Below are 15,379 nucleotides of genomic sequence, written 5' to 3' on the forward strand. Positions count from 1 at the left end.
TGCCCGGGATGGAGCCGCCTTACAAACTGTGAGTTGCCGGCGCCGGTTCTCCCTCGGAGGCGGAGGAACGCCTGCGGCGCCGGAGGGCGGGCAGGGGTGGCGGGGTGAGGAAGCCCTCGGCGCGGGCGCTGGCCAGGCCGATGCGGGGGATGTCGCTGCTCTTGGCGAACAGCAGGAAGCGGGGCTCCCACACGGGCCGGTACTTGGCGTTGGCGCGGTAGAGCGACTCGATCTGCCACCAGCGGGAGAAGAAGGTGAGCATGGAGCGCCACAGCCGCAGTACCGGGCCCGCGCCGAGGCGCGCGCCGCGTTCGAACACCGAGCGGAACATGGCGAAGTTCAGCGACACCCGCCGTACGCCCAACTCCTGGGCACGCAGAAGCAGTTCAACGACCATGAACTCCATCAGGCCGTTCTCGCAGGCGCGTTCCCGGCGCATCAGGTCCAGGGAGAGGTCGTGCTCGCCCCAGGGGACGAAGCTGAGCAGGGCGCGCGGTTCGCCGTCGGCGTCGCGGCATTCCAGCATCACACAGCGGCCGTCGCCGGGGTCGCCGAGCCGTCCCAGTGCCATGGAGAAGCCGCGTTCGGTCGGTCCGTCGCGCCAGTGGTCGGCCTTGTCGATCAGCAGCGCCATCTCGTCGTCCGTGATGTCCTCGTGGCGTCGGACGCTCACCGTGTATCCGGCCCGGCGCACCCGGTTGTGGGCCTGTCGTACGGCCCGCATGGCGCGTCCTTCGAGGGTGAAGTCGGCGATCTCCACGATGGCCTCGTCGCCCAGTTCCAGGGCGTCCAGCCCATGCCGGGCGTAGATGGTGCCGGCCTCCTCGCTCGCGCCCATCACCGCCGGGGTCCAGGCGTGTCGGCGGGCCTCCTCCAGCCACGCGTCGATGGCGCCGGGCCATGCCTCGGGGTCGCCGACGGGGTCGCCGGAGGCGAGGCTGACGCCGCCGACCACCCGATAGGTGACAGCCGCCTTGCCGCTGGGCGAGAAGACGGCGGCCTTGTCGCGGCGCAGGGCGAAGTAGCCGAGGGAGTCTCGTTCACCGTGGCGGCCCAGCAGGTCGCGCAGCCGCTGTTCGTCGTCCTCGCCGAGCAGGGCGCTACCGCGCGGGGCACGGAAGCAGGCGTACAGGACGAGCAGGAAAGTCGCTGCGACAAGGATGTTGATGAGGACGTCGACCCAGCGCGGCGCGTGCACGGCGTCGAAGCGGTCGGCGAGCGGGCCGACGCTGACGCCGCGCAGCAGGGTGTAGGCCATCTCGTCGGTCAGCGTGGCGCCCGGCAGCTTGTTGGTGGCGGCGACCAGCAGCGAGCCGATCGTGCCGCTGACGAGGAGACCGCCCGCTCCCGCGGCGAGGGCCAGCTTCGGGTTGGAGCGGTCCCCGACGGCTTTGAACTCCCCGCGCCCGACGAGCAACGCGGCCACGAACAGACCGGTGAGCAGCAGGGAGCCCCAGTTGGTGACGTGCTCGCGGTACGCCTCCTGGGTCATGGCCAGCGTGTAGAGCGCGAACAGCCCGCCGGCCAGCATCAGGTTGAAGATCCACGCGGCCCGTTTGCGGCGCCGCATCACCACCGCGAGGAAGAGTGCCAGCGCCGCCGAGATGAGCCCGGCGGTGGCCAGATACGGGGTGAAGTACTCACCGACGTTGTGCTCTTGGACCTCGTCGCGGAACGACAGCGAGACCACCGCGGCCAGGTTGAGCACGGCGAGCAGCCGCAGGTACCAGACCGTGGCCCAGGCCGCGCCCCCGCGCAGCGATGTACGTGAGAGCGGTGGCCCGGTCGGGGAGGGACCGCGGTCCGTGGGCGTGTGCTGTCGGAGGTTCAAGGGCGAGAGGTGTGCGGGCACCGTGGGGTTCACCTCGGAGGAAGGCCGGGGTCACCGGCGGGGACGGGGACGGGAGAGAGCGAGCGGGCGGGTTCGGGTACGAGGATCTGATGCATGACCTGGGTGGTTCGTTCGGCGGCGCATCGTACGGATTCTCAGGCGTTGAGGTTGTCGACGGCGGGCCGGACCGGGCCCCGCTCGTGAAGTCGCCGGAGGACGGCCTGCACCAGGTCGGCAGGGACACGGCCGCCGACGTCCTCGTAGATTTCGACCGGTGCCAGGGCACTGCCGGCGGCCCATTGCGCGCCGAGGAACTCGCTCTCCAGCTCACGTCGCGTTGTCGCTTCTCCTGGTTCTGCGGGCGTGTGGTCACGACTGTGTCGCCGAGTCCCGTTCGCCGAAGGGGCGTCGCGCCGGGCGAAGTCGGGGACGCCGGCGCCGGCATGGCGGCTGATCTCACCGCTTCTCCTCCCGCGCGCAGGCGATCGACACGTTGTCCGAGACCGTGCAGTACAGCTGCACCCGCACCCCGGCCGCATGCTGCGCCGGGCAGAGGAAGATGCCCTTGTCGCCGCTGATGACGTCCGGATGCCTGCCCACCCGCAGCAGTTCTCCCTCCGTCCCCGCGTCCAGGTAGAGATCCCGGATCCAGTCCCGTGCGGTGCACGCGGTGGCGAGGGCGTCCAGCGGATTCCGTACCTGGAACCGGCCGCCACAACTGTCGGCGGGCAGCCGCATCTCGGCTTGGCCTCCGTCGCGGGCCTGAAGTATGAGGGTGGCCTGGTCAGCGACGATTCCGACCAGGGACAGCCGCAGCACGGTCCGTCCCCGGCGCGGCCGGACCCTGTCGACCTCCGCGGTGCGCTCCGGGTGCATGCGCGTTAGTTTGACCACGTTCAGCCCGACCCCTGCCATCGACCCTACAGTCTGTAGGGTATCGAGCGCCCTGCATGCAGTCGAGCACGAGGGACGGATGATGACCAGGCCCTTGCACACCGTGGGGTTCCACCCCATCGACGGCCACGAGCCGGCACTCGCGCCGGCCGCCGGTCGGGGCCGGAAGGGCCAGTGGTGGCTGGCTGCGGTGGCGGGCGCCTTCGTCCTGGCCCAGTTGACCGTCGTACGACCGGGGATGGGGCTGGGCTGGGACGAGTCGGTGTACGTCAGCCAGGTCAGCTCCCATGCCCCGGCGTCGTTCTTCAGCGCCCCGCGCGCCCGTGGCATCTCGCTGTTGGTGGCACCGGTCGCCGGCTGGTCGTCGTCCACCCCGCTCCTGCGGGTCTACCTGGCCCTGCTGGCGGGTCTCGGGCTGTTCGTGGCGCTGCGCGTCTGGCGCGGCCTGTTCCCGGTCCGGGTGCTCGCGCTGGGCGGAGCACTGTTCGCGAGCCTGTGGGTGGCCGTCTTCTACGGTCCCCAGGCCATGCCCAACTACTGGGTGGCGGTCGGCGCCCTGGCGGGTGTCGGCTGCTTCCTGCAGGCCCAGACCGACCGCACCCGACGTGGTCCGGTGTGGGGGCTGGCGGCAAGTGCCCTGCTGATGGCGTGGATGCGGCCCACGGACGCGGTGTGGGTGGCCTTGCCGCTGTTCTTCGTCCTGGTGGTTCTTCGCCGGTGGCGGCACGGGCGGCTGCTCATCGCTCTGGCGGGTGGTCTGGTGGCCGGGGCGGCCGAATGGGTGATCGAGGCGTACGTCCGCTTCGGTGGCCTGGGGCAGCGGCTGTCCGAGGGATCCGACATCCAGGGCGGTCTGGGCTGGCACATCGCCATCGGTGACCAACTGCGCAGCCTGAGCGGGCGTTCGCTGTGCCGCCCGTGCACCGGCGCGATGCCGAACCCCGTGGTGACTGCCTGGTGGTTCGCACTGCCGGTGCTGGCGGCCATCGGGCTGGCAGTGGCCGTGCGGGGCCGGCGCACGCCGCCCACCGCACTGCCGTTGGCCTGCGCGGTGACGGCGGCGATCCCGTATCTGTTCCTGATCGGATATGCCGCGCCCCGCTTCCTGCTGCCCGCCTACGCGCTGCTGGCCATCCCGGTCGCCGACGCGCTCGCCTGGCTGGTCACCGCGCAGGGCCGGGCCTGGCGACCGGTCGCCGTGACGCTGGTGGCGGTGGGCCTCGCCGGGCATCTGGCGGTGCAGTACGCGGTGCTGGCACACACCGTCCGGCGCACCACCGCCGACCACGAGAGCTGGGAGCGCACCGCCGCTGCGCTGCGCCGACTGGGCGTACGCCCGCCCTGTCTGCTCAGTGGGCCGTCGACCATCCCGATCGCCTTCTACGCCGGGTGCGGCTCCGGCAGTACCGACGGCCCCAACGCCAACACCGCCGCCCCGGCCATCGCCCGGGCGGCCCAACGGATGCCGGTCGCCGTCCTCACCACCGGCGCGACCCGTCCGCCGTCCTACGCCCGCGGCTGGAGACGGACCCGCCTGGACGGTGCCGTGTACGCCTACATCGCCCCCACCGCGTGACCGCTCCACCCACGCCCCGCGCCTCACTGGGCGACGCGCCCACTGGTACACCACCGCACTCATCCTGCTGTCCGCTGCGGCCGTGCTCGCGCCCCGGCAATGGGCTGTCGTCGACGCCGGCTCCGAGTAACCGGCACGGCCGACTGCTGGTGGCAGTGGCGGCCGGCCCGACATGGGGTTTACGCCTGTAGGACTGGCCCCTGTTGCTGCTGGTCGCCGCGACGTGCGCCTCGGCTGTACCGATGTGTTTCCCGCGGCTGCGGCCCGCGCCCACCCGGGTCCGGTCGGCGCACGATCTTCCGGCGCGGACAGCGGAGCTGCCGGCCGCTCGTTCGCCTTGCCGCAGTGCGCACCCTTGTTGTGTGCGCCGGCGCCGAGGTGTCGGACGGTTCTGTGACCGTGGTGTGGCCGGCGCGGTCGGGGTGCGTTGAACCGGTCGGAGTCGCGGGCGATGAGCATATTGATGAACAGGCATGGGCTCTGAACTCCGGCAATCAGGGCCGGCGGTGCCAGGCGCCGCTTCCTGCTGACGGCGGGTCAGGTGAAGCACACCCGCCGTCCGGACCGGCGGTGACGGCAGGTCCGCGAAGTCCGTTGAGTGTCAGCGCGTGACACCGGTTCGGCGTACGGAGCCGTCCTCAGCGCCGTACCCGGAACACCCAGGTGCGGTAGGACCAGAAGCGGATGAGAGTCCCGCACACGATCCCCATGACCTTGAAGAGGTTGCTCTGAAGGGTCGAGTCCCAGCCGAAGTCGTACGTTGCGACATACAACACCCCGTTCTCGATGATCAGGCCGACGACGCTGAAAAAACAGAAGAGAGCGAACTCTGCGGCACGACCCTGCGGATCGCGGTGTCGATAGGCGAAGTACCGGAAACCCAGGTAGTTGAAGACTATTGCCACGCTGGTCGCAATGACGCTGCATCGCACCACGGGCAGAGAGGTCACCGCTCGGCCGAGGTTGAACACTGCGAGATTCACCCCCACGCCCAGCCCACCGACGGCACCGAACCTGGCGACCTCCCGAAGCAGCGCGGAAAAATCCGTGCGCCTCTTGTCTGGTTCATCCACGGATTTCACCGGACGCGCAGACCTCCAGACGTTCGGATTTCGCACTGTCGCGCTCCGAGGTCGTCGGCCGGACCGCGGGTACGTACGCGGGTCATTGACCGTCGGACCGTTGTCCAGCCGCGACCGAGCCGCCCGGCCCGTTGGGCATCACAACCCGTTCCGACGTGTCTCAGTGCGATCTTTCAGAGCACCGTAACCCGGCCGCCCGCGTGAGGCGGTGATGTCGCGACCGGGTGCCCGACGGATGTAGTCGGAGTGGCATCGCCGTCTTCGAAGCGAGGGCTGCAATTAGCTGTCTCCCATCGGGCCTGTGACGGGAGAGCCGTCCGGTCCGGAGCAGCAACCCGGCGTCCTCAGCCGTCGCCGTCCCCTGCCCTGCCTCCGGTCCCGTCCTGACGGACCTGTACCAGCACGGTGAAGGTGGTGGGGCGGCGGCTGGTCAGGGAGAGTCTGCCGCCGAGGGTGACGGTGAGGTCCCGGGCCAGCGCGAGGCCGATGCCCTCGCCCTCTCCGTCTCCGGTGTGTCCGCGCTCGAAGGGCCGGGTCGTCTCGATGGCTCCCTCGTCGGCGACGTCGAAGGCGAGAGCGTCGCCGAGGTCCCGGACCGTGAGGTGGACGGTGCCGCGGCCGTGCACGCGCGCATTGTCCAGCAGGATGCCGAGGATCTCGGTGACCGGGGCACCGGGGACGCGGGCGTCGCCCGGCGGGTCGCCCCCCGTGCACAGCAGCCGCCTGCCGTCCCGGGCGAACAACCCGTGCCAGTGGTCCTCGATCTCCTCCAGCAGCCGTGCGACCGGCACGGACGGGGCCGGATTGCCGGGCAGGCGAGAGGAACGGGACAGTCGTAGCACCTCCTCCACCGTGTCGTGCAGGCGGCGCGTGGTGGCCAGGGCCTCCTCCAGGGCGGGCCGCAGCCGGGTGTCGTCGTCCTGAACGAGCCCTGCTTCCAGGGTGAGCTGGAGCCCGGTGAGCGGGGTGCGCAGCTGGTGGGAGGCGTTGGCGGTGAAGTCCCTTTCGTGGCGCAGGAGTTCGGTCAGGCTGTGCAGCATCTCGTTGTGGGTGCGTGCGACCTGGTCGATCTCGGCAACACTGCTGGGTGCGGCCCGGGCGCTCAGGTCGCCGGCGGTGACCGCCCGGCTGTGCCGGGAGAGGTCCTCCAGCGGCGCGGCCAGCACCCGCGCCTGGCGGCGGGCGACGAGGACGGCCACCGTCAGCGCGAGGACGCAGACCCCGGCGAGGACTGCCCAGGCGAGCAGGACCCGGTCGCGTACGGCGGATGCCGGTGAGGAGGCCCGTACGACGCCGATCACCTGCTCGTCGTGCGACACGGGCACGGCGGCGACCAGGTCACCGCCCGCCCTGCCGCGCACCACCTCCGCCGCCAGCGCCCTTCGCACGACCGTGTCGCCGGTGCGGGGGCCCGTACCGGCCCGCAGCCGCAGCGCGGGGTCGTACAGGCCGAGGCGTCCGCCGGCCGGTGGCCGGGGCAGTTCCACGGGGTCTCCGGTCACGTAGTCCGGGCTGACGCGGACGGCGCCGGACAGCGCCGCCCGTTCCAGGGTGTCGCGCTGGTCGGCGTACAGGGTCGACCTGATGGCCAGGGCCAGGGGGACGGCGAGGAGGACGACGGCGGCCAGGGCGGCGGTGAGGGCGACTCGCACCACGCGCTGTCTCATGCCCCCATCCTGCGGGCTCCCGACCGGCCCGGGGACGGTCCGCCACGCGCTTTTGCCATCGTCTAACCGTCGGCGGTCGGGGCGTTAACCGACGGCTCTCTAGCGTCGGTGGCATGACCAGGAAGCAGTTCCCGGCAGTTCCTCGGGAGGGCAGTGGCATGTCGTACGCACGTACTTCCGCCGGCGTCGTCGCAATGATGGTGGTCGCGGCGGTGATCGCAGGATGTTCCGGATCGTCGTCCGGGGCACACACGGGCTCGGGTTCGACGACCCCGGTGCGGGCGAACCCGGCCCCCACCGAGTCGAACCCGCCCGGGGACATCCCCGACAACCAGGTGTTCGTGCCCTACCAGCCCTCCGGCACCTTCACCGGGTTCACGGTGAAGGTGCCGGAGGGCTGGGCCCGCACCGACAAGGGCGGTGCGACCGTGTTCACGGACAAGCTGAACAGCGTCACCATCACGACGGCCACCGCCTCCGCCACCCCGACCGTCGCCTCGGTCAACAACACCGTCGTCCCGCAGTTGAGCGGCCAGGTAACGAAGTTCGCGTCCCCGAAGGTGTCACAGGTGACCCGGACGGCGGGCCCCGTCATCCTTCTCACCTACCAGGGCGACTCGGCCAGGGACCCGGTCACCGGCAAGGTGGTGCGGGACGCGTTCGAGCGGTACGCCTTCTACCGGCAGGGCCATGAGGTGGACCTGACCCTGTCCGGCCCCGTCAACGCCGACAACGTCGACCCGTGGCGAACCGTCAGCGACTCGTTCGCGTGGCGGTGAGTGCGATGGTGAGTGCGATGCCCGCCGGGCCCTCGGACGACGACGTGGTGCTGGCCGCCCGCGAGCTGTACCGCTTCTACCGGGCCGGCGACGAGGAGACGCTCGCGTTGCGCGGGGTGTCACTGCGGGTGCGGCGGGGGGAGACGGTCGCCGTCGTCGGGCCCTCGGGGGCGGGCAAGTCGACCCTTCTGGCGTGCCTGGCAGGTCTGGACGAGCCGTCGGGCGGCGAGGTCCGGGTGGCGGGCGTGCGCATCAGCCACCGGCCCGAGACCGAACGCGCCCGGCTGCGCGCCCGGCACGTGGGGGTGCTCCTTCAGTCACGCAACCTGCTCCCGCATCTGACCGTGCGCGACAACATCCGGATCGCCCAGCATGCGGTCCGCGGCCGTCCCGCCGTAAGGGCCGAGGCGCTGCTGGAACAGGTGGGGCTGGGGCGAAGGACCGGCGCGCTGCCGCGGCAACTGTCCGGCGGGGAGCTGGCCCGCGCGGGGCTGGCCGTGGCACTGGCCAACACCCCGGCTGTGCTGCTGGCCGACGAGCCGACCGGTGAACTCGACGGCGGGACAGAGCAGTTGGTGCTGCAGATGCTGCGGGACCGGGCGGCGGACGGCTGCGCGGTGCTGATCGTGACCCACAGCCCGGAGGCGGTGCGCGGCTCCGACCGAGTGATCACGCTGGACGACGGGCGGGCCCACGAGGGACACAAGGGCACGGCGAACGCGAAGGAGCACGGCCATGGCCTCCGCTGACCTGCTCCTCTCCTGCCGGGGCGTCGCACTCACCTTCGGCCGGGGCCCCACCGCCGTGGTGGCCGTGCACGGCGCCGACCTGGACGTCCGCTCCGGCGACCGGCTGGCGGTCGTGGGCCCGTCCGGTTCGGGGAAGTCGTCCCTGCTGCATCTGCTGGCGGGGCTCGAACGCCCCACCGGCGGCACGATCGCCCGGCCCGGACTCGATGGGCCGCGGAACATCGGCCTGGTCTTCCAGGCCGACAGCCTCATCCCCGCTCTCGACGTCACGGAGAACACCGCGCTGCCGCTCGTCCTCGCGGGACGCCCGCAGGAGGAGACCCGCCGTCCGGTCGCCGAGGCGCTCGACGTGGTCGGCGCGACCGGGCTGGCCGACCGGCTGCCCGACGAGATCTCCGGCGGACAGGCCCAGCGGGTGGCCGTGGCCCGCGTACTGGCGCAGGCGCCGCGCCTGATCCTCGCCGACGAGCCCACCGGCCGCCTCGACCATGCCACCGGCGCCCGCGTCCTGGACGCCCTGCTGGCGGCGGCCGACCGGACGGGCGCGGCCCTCGTCGTCACCACCCACGACCCTTCCGTCGCCGCCCGGCTCACCGTACGGCGGAGCATGCGCGACGGCCGACTACTCGCCCCCGCACCCGAAACGGCGGAAGCGCCGACCCCACGAGGGAGCCCGTCATGATCACCGCCTGGGCGGGCGGACTGACCCGCCACCGCATCGGACGGCTCCTCGCCGCCGTCGCCGGGATCGCCCTCGCCGTCGCGCTGGTCGCCGCGCTCGGCTCCTTCCTCACCGCGTCCAAGGCGACCATGACCCAGCGGGCGGTCCGCTCGGTCGCCGTGGACTGGCAGGTCGAAGTACAGCCGGGCGCCGACCCGAACGCCGCCGGGTCACTGGTGCGATCCACTCCCGGCACCCGGACCGCGCTGCCCGTCGGCCTCGCCCGCACCACCGGCTTCACCGCCACCGTGGGAGGCAGCACCCAGACCACCGGACCGGGTGTCGCGCTCGGCCTGCCGGCCGACTACCGCAGCCAATTCCCCGACGAACTGCGCACACTCTCCGGCTCCGGCACCGGCGTCCTGCTCGCCCAGCAGACCGCCTCCAACCTGCACGCGGCCCCCGGCGACACCATCGGCGTACGGCTGCCCGGCGCCGGACTGCGCCAGGTGCGGGTGGACGGCGTGGTCGACCTGCCCCAGGCCGACTCACTGTTCCAGAAGGTCGGCGCGCCCCCGCAGTCCCAGCCGACCGCTCCCCCGGACAACGTCGTCCTGTTGCCCGCCCCCCGGTTCGCCTCCCTCACCCGGGGAGCCACCGACGTCACCAGCCAGATCCACGTGGCCCGCGACGCGAACCTGCCGCCCGACCCGGCCGCCGCCTTCACCTCGGTCACCGGCGCCGCCCACAACCTGGAGGCCAGGTCGGCCGGCACCGTGCTCGTCGGGAACAACCTCGGCGCCGCCCTCGACTCCGCCCGCCAGGACGCCCTCTACGCCCAGATCCTCTTCCTCTTCCTCGGCGTCCCCGGCGCCGTCCTGGCCGCCGCGCTGACCGTGGCGGTCGCCTCGGCCGGCGGCGAACGGCGCCGCCGGGAGCAGGGCCTGCTGCGGCTGCGCGGTCTGCGGCCTCGTCAGATCACCGCGCTCGCGGGCCTGGAGGCCGCGCTGGTCGGCGTCGTCGGCAGCCTCGCTGGTCTCGGGCTGGCCGCGCTGACCGGCCGCCTCGCCTTCGGCGCCACCTCCTTCGGGGCGAGCGCGGGCACCTGGGCACTCTGGTACGCCGTCGCCTTCGTCCTCGGCGTGGCCGTGGCCGCCGCTGCCGTGCTCGTGCCCGCCCTGCGCGACCTGCGCACGGTGACCGTCGCCGACACCCGGCGGGAGCGGCGCGTGTCGCGTTCGCCATGGTGGCTGCGGTGCGGCCTGGACTTCGCGCTGCTGATCGGCTCGTGGCTGGTCTTCCGCGCCTCCTCCGGCAACCAGTACGCCCTGGTCCTCGCCCCCGAGGGCGTGCCCAGTGTCTCCGTCTCCTACTGGGCGTTCCTCGGCCCGGCGCTGCTGTGGCTCGGCGCGGCCCTCCTGCTGTGGCGGCTGACCCTGCTGGCTCTCGCCCACGGCCGCCCGGTGCTGGCCCGTCTCGGCCGTCCGCTGACCGGGACCCTCGCCGGGACCACGGCGGCCGTACTGTCCCGCCGTCGGCGTCCGCTGGCCCGCTCGGTGGTGCTGCTCGCCCTCGCCGTGTCGTTCGCGATCTCCACGGCCGTCTTCAACTCCACCTACCGCCAGCAGTCCGAGGTCGACGCCCGACTCACCAACGGCGCGGACATCACCGTCACCCAACCGCCCGGCGCCCAGGTTCCGCCGAGCGCGGCCGGCAAGCTGAAGGTCTCCGGCGTCCGGCACGTCGAGCCCCTCCAGCACCGCTACGCCTACGTCGGCTCCGACCTCCAGGACCTCTACGGCGTCCGGCCCGCCACCGTCGCGAAGGCGACCTCGCTCCAGGACGCCTACTTCTCCGGCGGCACAGCCGGCCAGCTGATGCGCCGGCTCACCCAGCGCCCCGACAACCTGCTGGTCAGCGCGGAGACCGTGCACGACTTCAAGCTCTCCCCCGGCGACACGGTCAACCTGCGCATCCAGGACGCCCGTACAAGGGCACTGCGCACGGTGCCCTTCCACTACGCCGGGATCGTCAAGGAGTTCCCGACCGCTCCGAAGGACAGCTTCTTCGTCGCCAACGCCGCCTACGTGGCGAAGGCGACCGGCAGTGACGCGGTCGGAGCCTTCCTGGCCGACACCGGCGGCACCCACCAGAAGCAGATCGCCGACAAGCTGCGCCACCGGTTGGGCACCGGCGCTACCGTCACCGACCTCACCCAGACCCGCGGCATCGTCGGCACCAGCCTCACCTCCGTGGACCTGGCCGGACTCACCCGCATCGAACTCGGCTTCGCCGTCCTGCTGGCAGCCGGCGCCGGCGGCCTGGTCCTCGCCCTCGGACTCGCCGAACGCCGCCGGACCTTCGCCATCGCCACCGTTTTGGGCGCCCGCAGCGGCCAACTGCGCGGCATGGTCCTCACCGAGGCCCTGCTGCTGGCCACAGGCGGCCTGGCAGGAGGCGCCCTCATCGGCTGGGCCCTGTCCGAGATGCTCGTGAAGGTCCTGACCGGCGTCTTCGACCCACCGCCCGCGAGCCTCTCGGTGCCGGGCGGCTACCTCGCCCTGACCGCCGGCGCGGCCGTCGCCGCCGTGCTGGCCGCCGCGCTGAACGGCATCCGCAGCGCCGGCAGGCCCGCCGTGGAGGAGTTGCGTGACCTGTGAGCGGCCGGGAGCGGGCGGGCCGAGCACCTCGCCCGCTCCTACGCTGTCCAGCATGCGTACGCACGTGACCGCCGACCACAGCCACCGCAGTGTCCTCGTCGTCGAGGACGACGACACCATCGGCCGTCATCTGGCGACCGGCCTGCGCGGCAACGGCTACGCACCGACCTGGAGCCGGACGGGTTCCGCCGCTCTGGCCGAGGCCGCACGCACCCCGTACGACGTGCTGCTGCTCGACCTGGGGCTGCCCGACATGGACGGTCTGGACATCGCCCGCACGCTGCGTGCCCGCCATCCCGACCTGCTGATCATCATCCTGACGGCGCGCACGGACGACATCGACGTCATCGCCGGACTGGACGCGGGGGCCGACGACTACCTCGTCAAGCCGTTCAGCCTGACCGTGCTGCTCGCCCGGCTCCGCGCCCATCTGCGCCGCCGGGTCGTCGCCACACCGCCGCAGGAACCCTTCCGGCTGGCCGACCTCGTCCTCGACGTCGCAGCCCGCCGCTGCACGCTCCACGACGCGGACATCGAGCTGCGTCCCAAGGAGTTCGACCTGCTCGCCGTCCTGGCCCGGCACGCGGGGGAGGCCATCTCCCGGGAGACCCTGATGGCCGAGGTCTGGGACGAGAACTGGTTCGGCTCCACCAAGACCCTGGACGTCACCATGGCCGGCCTGCGCCGGCGCCTCACCGAGGCCGCCGACACCTCAGCCCACTCCGGCAGCCTGCCTCGCATCACCACCCTGCGGGGGCACGGCTACCGCCTGGAACTCTGACGGGCGCCTCCTGCACGGCGCACTGCCGCGGCCGCTGCTCCGGTGCAAGTCCAGGGCAAACAGGCTGCCCCGGCCTTCCGCCCCCCTTCATCGGCTCGTTCCGAGTTGGGCTCGATGCCGGGCATGCGGGCGTCCGTCAGTACGACGGCCGGGCGCAGTTGGGCGGCCTTGCGGACGGCCTCGACTCTCCATCCGCTGCCGGCCACCGGCCCCTCGCCGACGGTTCGGTCGGCGAGGGACGCTCGTTCCCGCATGCCCACCAGGCCGCGTCCCTGTCGTGCTCACCTCGGACGGATCCTCAGCGCACGATCCGGTAGCGGTGTTCGGGACGGCCAGTGGTTCCGTAGCGGAGTTCGAGCCGGACCATGCCCTCCCGCACGAGGTACGAGAGGTACCGCTGGGCCGTGGCACGGGAGACGCCGGTGAGCTCGGCGGCCTGGGCGGCGGACAGGGCGTCCTGGGCGGTGCGGAGGACCTGGTGCAGGAGGGCGAGGGTCGGCGCGGAGTGGCCCTTGGCCGGGACGCGGGGGACGGCCGGCGGCCGGGCTGCACTGAAGAGGGCGTCCACGTCGGCCTGCTCGGCCCGGGGGGCCACGCCGAGGGCGTCCACGCGATGCTGGAGTTCGCGGTAGGCGGTGAGCCGCTCGGCCAGATCGCCGGCGCCGAACGGCTTGACCAGGTAGCCCACCGCGCCGAGCTTCATGGCGGTCCGTACCGAGGTGATGTCCCGGTCGGCGGTGATCATGATCGCGTCGGGGCGGGCGCCGCCCTCGGCTCCGCTGAGCTGTCGCAGCACTTCGAGTCCGCTGCCGTCCGGCAGGAAGACGTCGAGCAGCAGCAGGTCGGGGTGGAGGGTGCGCACGGCGTCCAGCGTCTCGGCCACGGTCGCCGCCCGGCCAACCACCTCGAAGCCCTCGACACGGGACGCGTAGTCACAGTGGATGTGGCTGATGTGGAAGTCGTCGTCCACCACCAGGATCCGGATCATCCGCGGTCGCCTCCCGTCGGCGAGGCCGTCGTGAGCTGTGCGTCTCGGGGTACGGGGGTGATGTCCGGCAGCGGCAGTGCGACGGTGAAGACCGCTCGTGGCCCCTCGCTGACCGTGATCGTGCCGCCGTGCTGCTGGGCCAGCCGGTGGACGAGGGCCAGCCCCAGCCCGCGCCGGGCGGTGCCCCGGTCGGGCCGGGTCGACCAGCCGTCCTCGAAGATCGACTCGGCGGCGCCCGGCGGAATCCCCGGGCCGCTGTCCGCGACCCGCACGAACACCTGGTCGACGGCCTCGAGCAGCGCGAGTTCAACCGCGCGGCTGCCCGCCGGGGGCGGTCCGCCGGCCGCCGCGTCGATCGCGTTGTCCAGCAGGTTGCCGACGATGGTCAGCAGTCGGCGCAGATGCGGCGGGTCCTCGCCGAGCGCGGAGTCGTCGCTGAGCACGACGCGTACCCCGCGTTCCGCGGCCACCGTGGTCTTGGCGACGATCAGCCCCACGAGCAGCGTGTTGCCGATCCGTTCCCGTACGGACTCGGTCAGCGCCTGGTCGGCGCCGGCCGACTCGACGGCGTACTCGAAGGCGGCGTCGGAGTCGCCGATGTCCAGCAGGCCGGCCACGGTGTGCATACGGTTGGTGAACTCGTGCTGCTGGGCGCGCAGGGCGTCGGTCAGCCCGCGCACCGAGTCCAGTTCGCGGAGCAGTCCGATCAGCTCGGTGCGGTCGCGTACGGTGACCACCGCGCCCAGTTCACGGCCCTGCAGTGTCACCGGCATCCGGTTGACCACCAGGCAGTGGTCGTCGGTCAGCACGCTGAGGTCGGTGCCGGTCAGGGTGCCGTCCAGGGCGCGGCGCAGCCGCCCGTCGGGCAGCACCTCGTCGAGCCGGCTGCCGAGCGCCGTGCCGAGGCCGAGCAGGTCGCGCGCCTCGTCGTTGACCACGCTGATCCGGCCGTGGGGATCGAAGGCGATCACGCCCTCGCGGATGCCGTGGAGCATGGCCTCGCGGTCCTGGAGCAGTCCGGCGATCTCCTCCAGTTCCAGTCCGAACGTCGACCGCTTCAACCGGCCGGCCAGCAGAAACGCCGCCGTCGAGCCGAGCGCGACGGCGATCGCGGCGTACAGGCCGAAGGTGGGCAGTTCCCGCCACAGCTCGCCGAGCACATCGCGTTCCGGGATGCCGGCCGACACCTCGCCGACCAGCGTGCCCGTGGGCCCCTTCAGCGGAGCCTTGCCGTTGGCGGACCGCCCGGTCGCGCCCTGGTCGGTGCCCACGTGGGTGCGGCCATCTAGTACCACGATCGGATCGCCCACCCCCTCGCCGATCAGCGCCGGGTCGGGGTGCGAGTGGCGGATGCCGTGCAGGTCGATCACGACCACGTACGACGCGCCCGACGCCTTCCGGATCCGTTCGGCGACGGTCTGCACGATGCCGTGGCCTCCCCCACGCGCCATGGCCTGCCGGATCTGCGGATCGGCGGCCGTGGTCTGCGCGATGTCCAGTGCCCGCTGCTCATAGGCACGGTCGATCTCGGCCCGCTGGGCGAACGCGAACAGTACGAAGCCGATGGCTCCGGTGAGGGCCAGGATGACCAGCTGGCTGGCCAGGATCCGCGCGGAGAGCCTCCCCTTCCCGCCGCGGCCGATCCGGATACGGATGGGCATCACAGGTGTCTTCGCCCTTGTCGTGCTGCCGGGCCCGACCCCTTCGCCGT

At 72.3% G+C, this 15,379-nt stretch carries 12 protein-coding genes; 6 read left to right on the plus strand and 6 right to left on the minus strand.

Annotated elements, in window-relative coordinates:
• Positions 1-19: 19 nt before the first annotated feature.
• Both PV734_RS07705 and PV734_RS07710 read right to left on the minus strand, forming a co-directional pair.
• Positions 20-1,852, minus strand: coding sequence for a phosphatidylglycerol lysyltransferase domain-containing protein (locus tag PV734_RS07705; RefSeq protein WP_415924167.1), 1,833 nt, complete (start codon positions 1,850-1,852; stop codon positions 20-22).
• Between the two features lie 435 nt (positions 1,853-2,287).
• Positions 2,288-2,707: a hypothetical protein gene (locus PV734_RS07710; protein WP_319289031.1), complete on the minus strand. Its 420-nt coding sequence runs from the start codon at positions 2,705-2,707 to the stop codon at positions 2,288-2,290.
• 100 nt (positions 2,708-2,807) lie between these two features.
• Between PV734_RS07710 and PV734_RS07715 the strand changes: the two genes are divergently transcribed.
• Positions 2,808-4,301: a hypothetical protein gene (locus PV734_RS07715; RefSeq protein ID WP_415924174.1), complete on the plus strand. Its 1,494-nt coding sequence runs from the start codon at positions 2,808-2,810 to the stop codon at positions 4,299-4,301.
• A gap of 638 nt (positions 4,302-4,939) precedes the next feature.
• On the opposite strand, the gene PV734_RS07720 is transcribed toward PV734_RS07715, so the two are convergent.
• Both PV734_RS07720 and PV734_RS07725 read right to left on the minus strand, forming a co-directional pair.
• On the minus strand, positions 4,940-5,374 hold the full coding sequence (locus PV734_RS07720) for a GtrA family protein (RefSeq protein WP_319289032.1): 435 nt from the start codon (positions 5,372-5,374) through the stop codon (positions 4,940-4,942).
• Positions 5,375-5,727: 353 nt separating this feature from the next.
• Positions 5,728-7,050, minus strand: a complete 1,323-nt coding sequence (locus PV734_RS07725; protein WP_319289033.1) for a HAMP domain-containing sensor histidine kinase — start codon at positions 7,048-7,050, stop codon at positions 5,728-5,730.
• 113 nt (positions 7,051-7,163) lie between these two features.
• On the opposite strand from PV734_RS07725, the gene PV734_RS07730 reads away from it, so the two are divergent.
• The 5 genes from PV734_RS07730 to PV734_RS07750 are packed head-to-tail and all read left to right on the plus strand — an operon-like array spanning position 7,164 to position 12,680.
• The gene (locus PV734_RS07730) at positions 7,164-7,829 is read left to right on the plus strand and encodes a hypothetical protein (RefSeq protein WP_319289034.1); all 666 of its coding nucleotides are present in this window, start codon (positions 7,164-7,166) and stop codon (positions 7,827-7,829) included.
• A 17-nt stretch (positions 7,830-7,846) separates the two neighbouring features.
• Complete coding sequence (locus PV734_RS07735) at positions 7,847-8,578, plus strand: ABC transporter ATP-binding protein (protein WP_319289035.1); 732 nt, start codon at positions 7,847-7,849, stop codon at positions 8,576-8,578.
• On the plus strand, positions 8,565-9,260 hold the full coding sequence (locus PV734_RS07740) for an ABC transporter ATP-binding protein (protein ID WP_319289036.1): 696 nt from the start codon (positions 8,565-8,567) through the stop codon (positions 9,258-9,260). The genes PV734_RS07735 and PV734_RS07740 overlap by 14 nt, the downstream gene beginning before the upstream one ends.
• Positions 9,257-11,899: an ABC transporter permease gene (locus tag PV734_RS07745; RefSeq protein ID WP_319289037.1), complete on the plus strand. Its 2,643-nt coding sequence runs from the start codon at positions 9,257-9,259 to the stop codon at positions 11,897-11,899. The genes PV734_RS07740 and PV734_RS07745 overlap by 4 nt, the downstream gene beginning before the upstream one ends.
• Before the next feature lie 52 nt (positions 11,900-11,951).
• Entirely contained in the window at positions 11,952-12,680 is a 729-nt protein-coding gene (locus tag PV734_RS07750) for a response regulator transcription factor (protein ID WP_319289038.1), read from the plus strand.
• A gap of 298 nt (positions 12,681-12,978) precedes the next feature.
• Here the strand turns inward: PV734_RS07750 and PV734_RS07755 are convergent, their stop codons facing one another.
• Both PV734_RS07755 and PV734_RS07760 read right to left on the minus strand, forming a co-directional pair.
• Positions 12,979-13,668 carry a response regulator gene (locus tag PV734_RS07755; protein ID WP_319289039.1) on the minus strand — a complete coding sequence of 230 codons (690 nt, stop codon included), beginning with the start codon at positions 13,666-13,668 and terminating at the stop codon, positions 12,979-12,981.
• On the minus strand, positions 13,665-15,329 hold the full coding sequence (locus PV734_RS07760; RefSeq protein ID WP_319289040.1) for a sensor histidine kinase: 1,665 nt from the start codon (positions 15,327-15,329) through the stop codon (positions 13,665-13,667). Before PV734_RS07760 ends, PV734_RS07755 begins: the two co-directional genes overlap by 4 nt.
• Positions 15,330-15,379: the final 50 nt, after the last annotated feature.

The organism is Streptomyces sp. AK08-02, assembly GCF_033795085.1.
GTDB lineage: Bacteria > Actinomycetota > Actinomycetes > Streptomycetales > Streptomycetaceae > Streptomyces > Streptomyces echiniscabiei.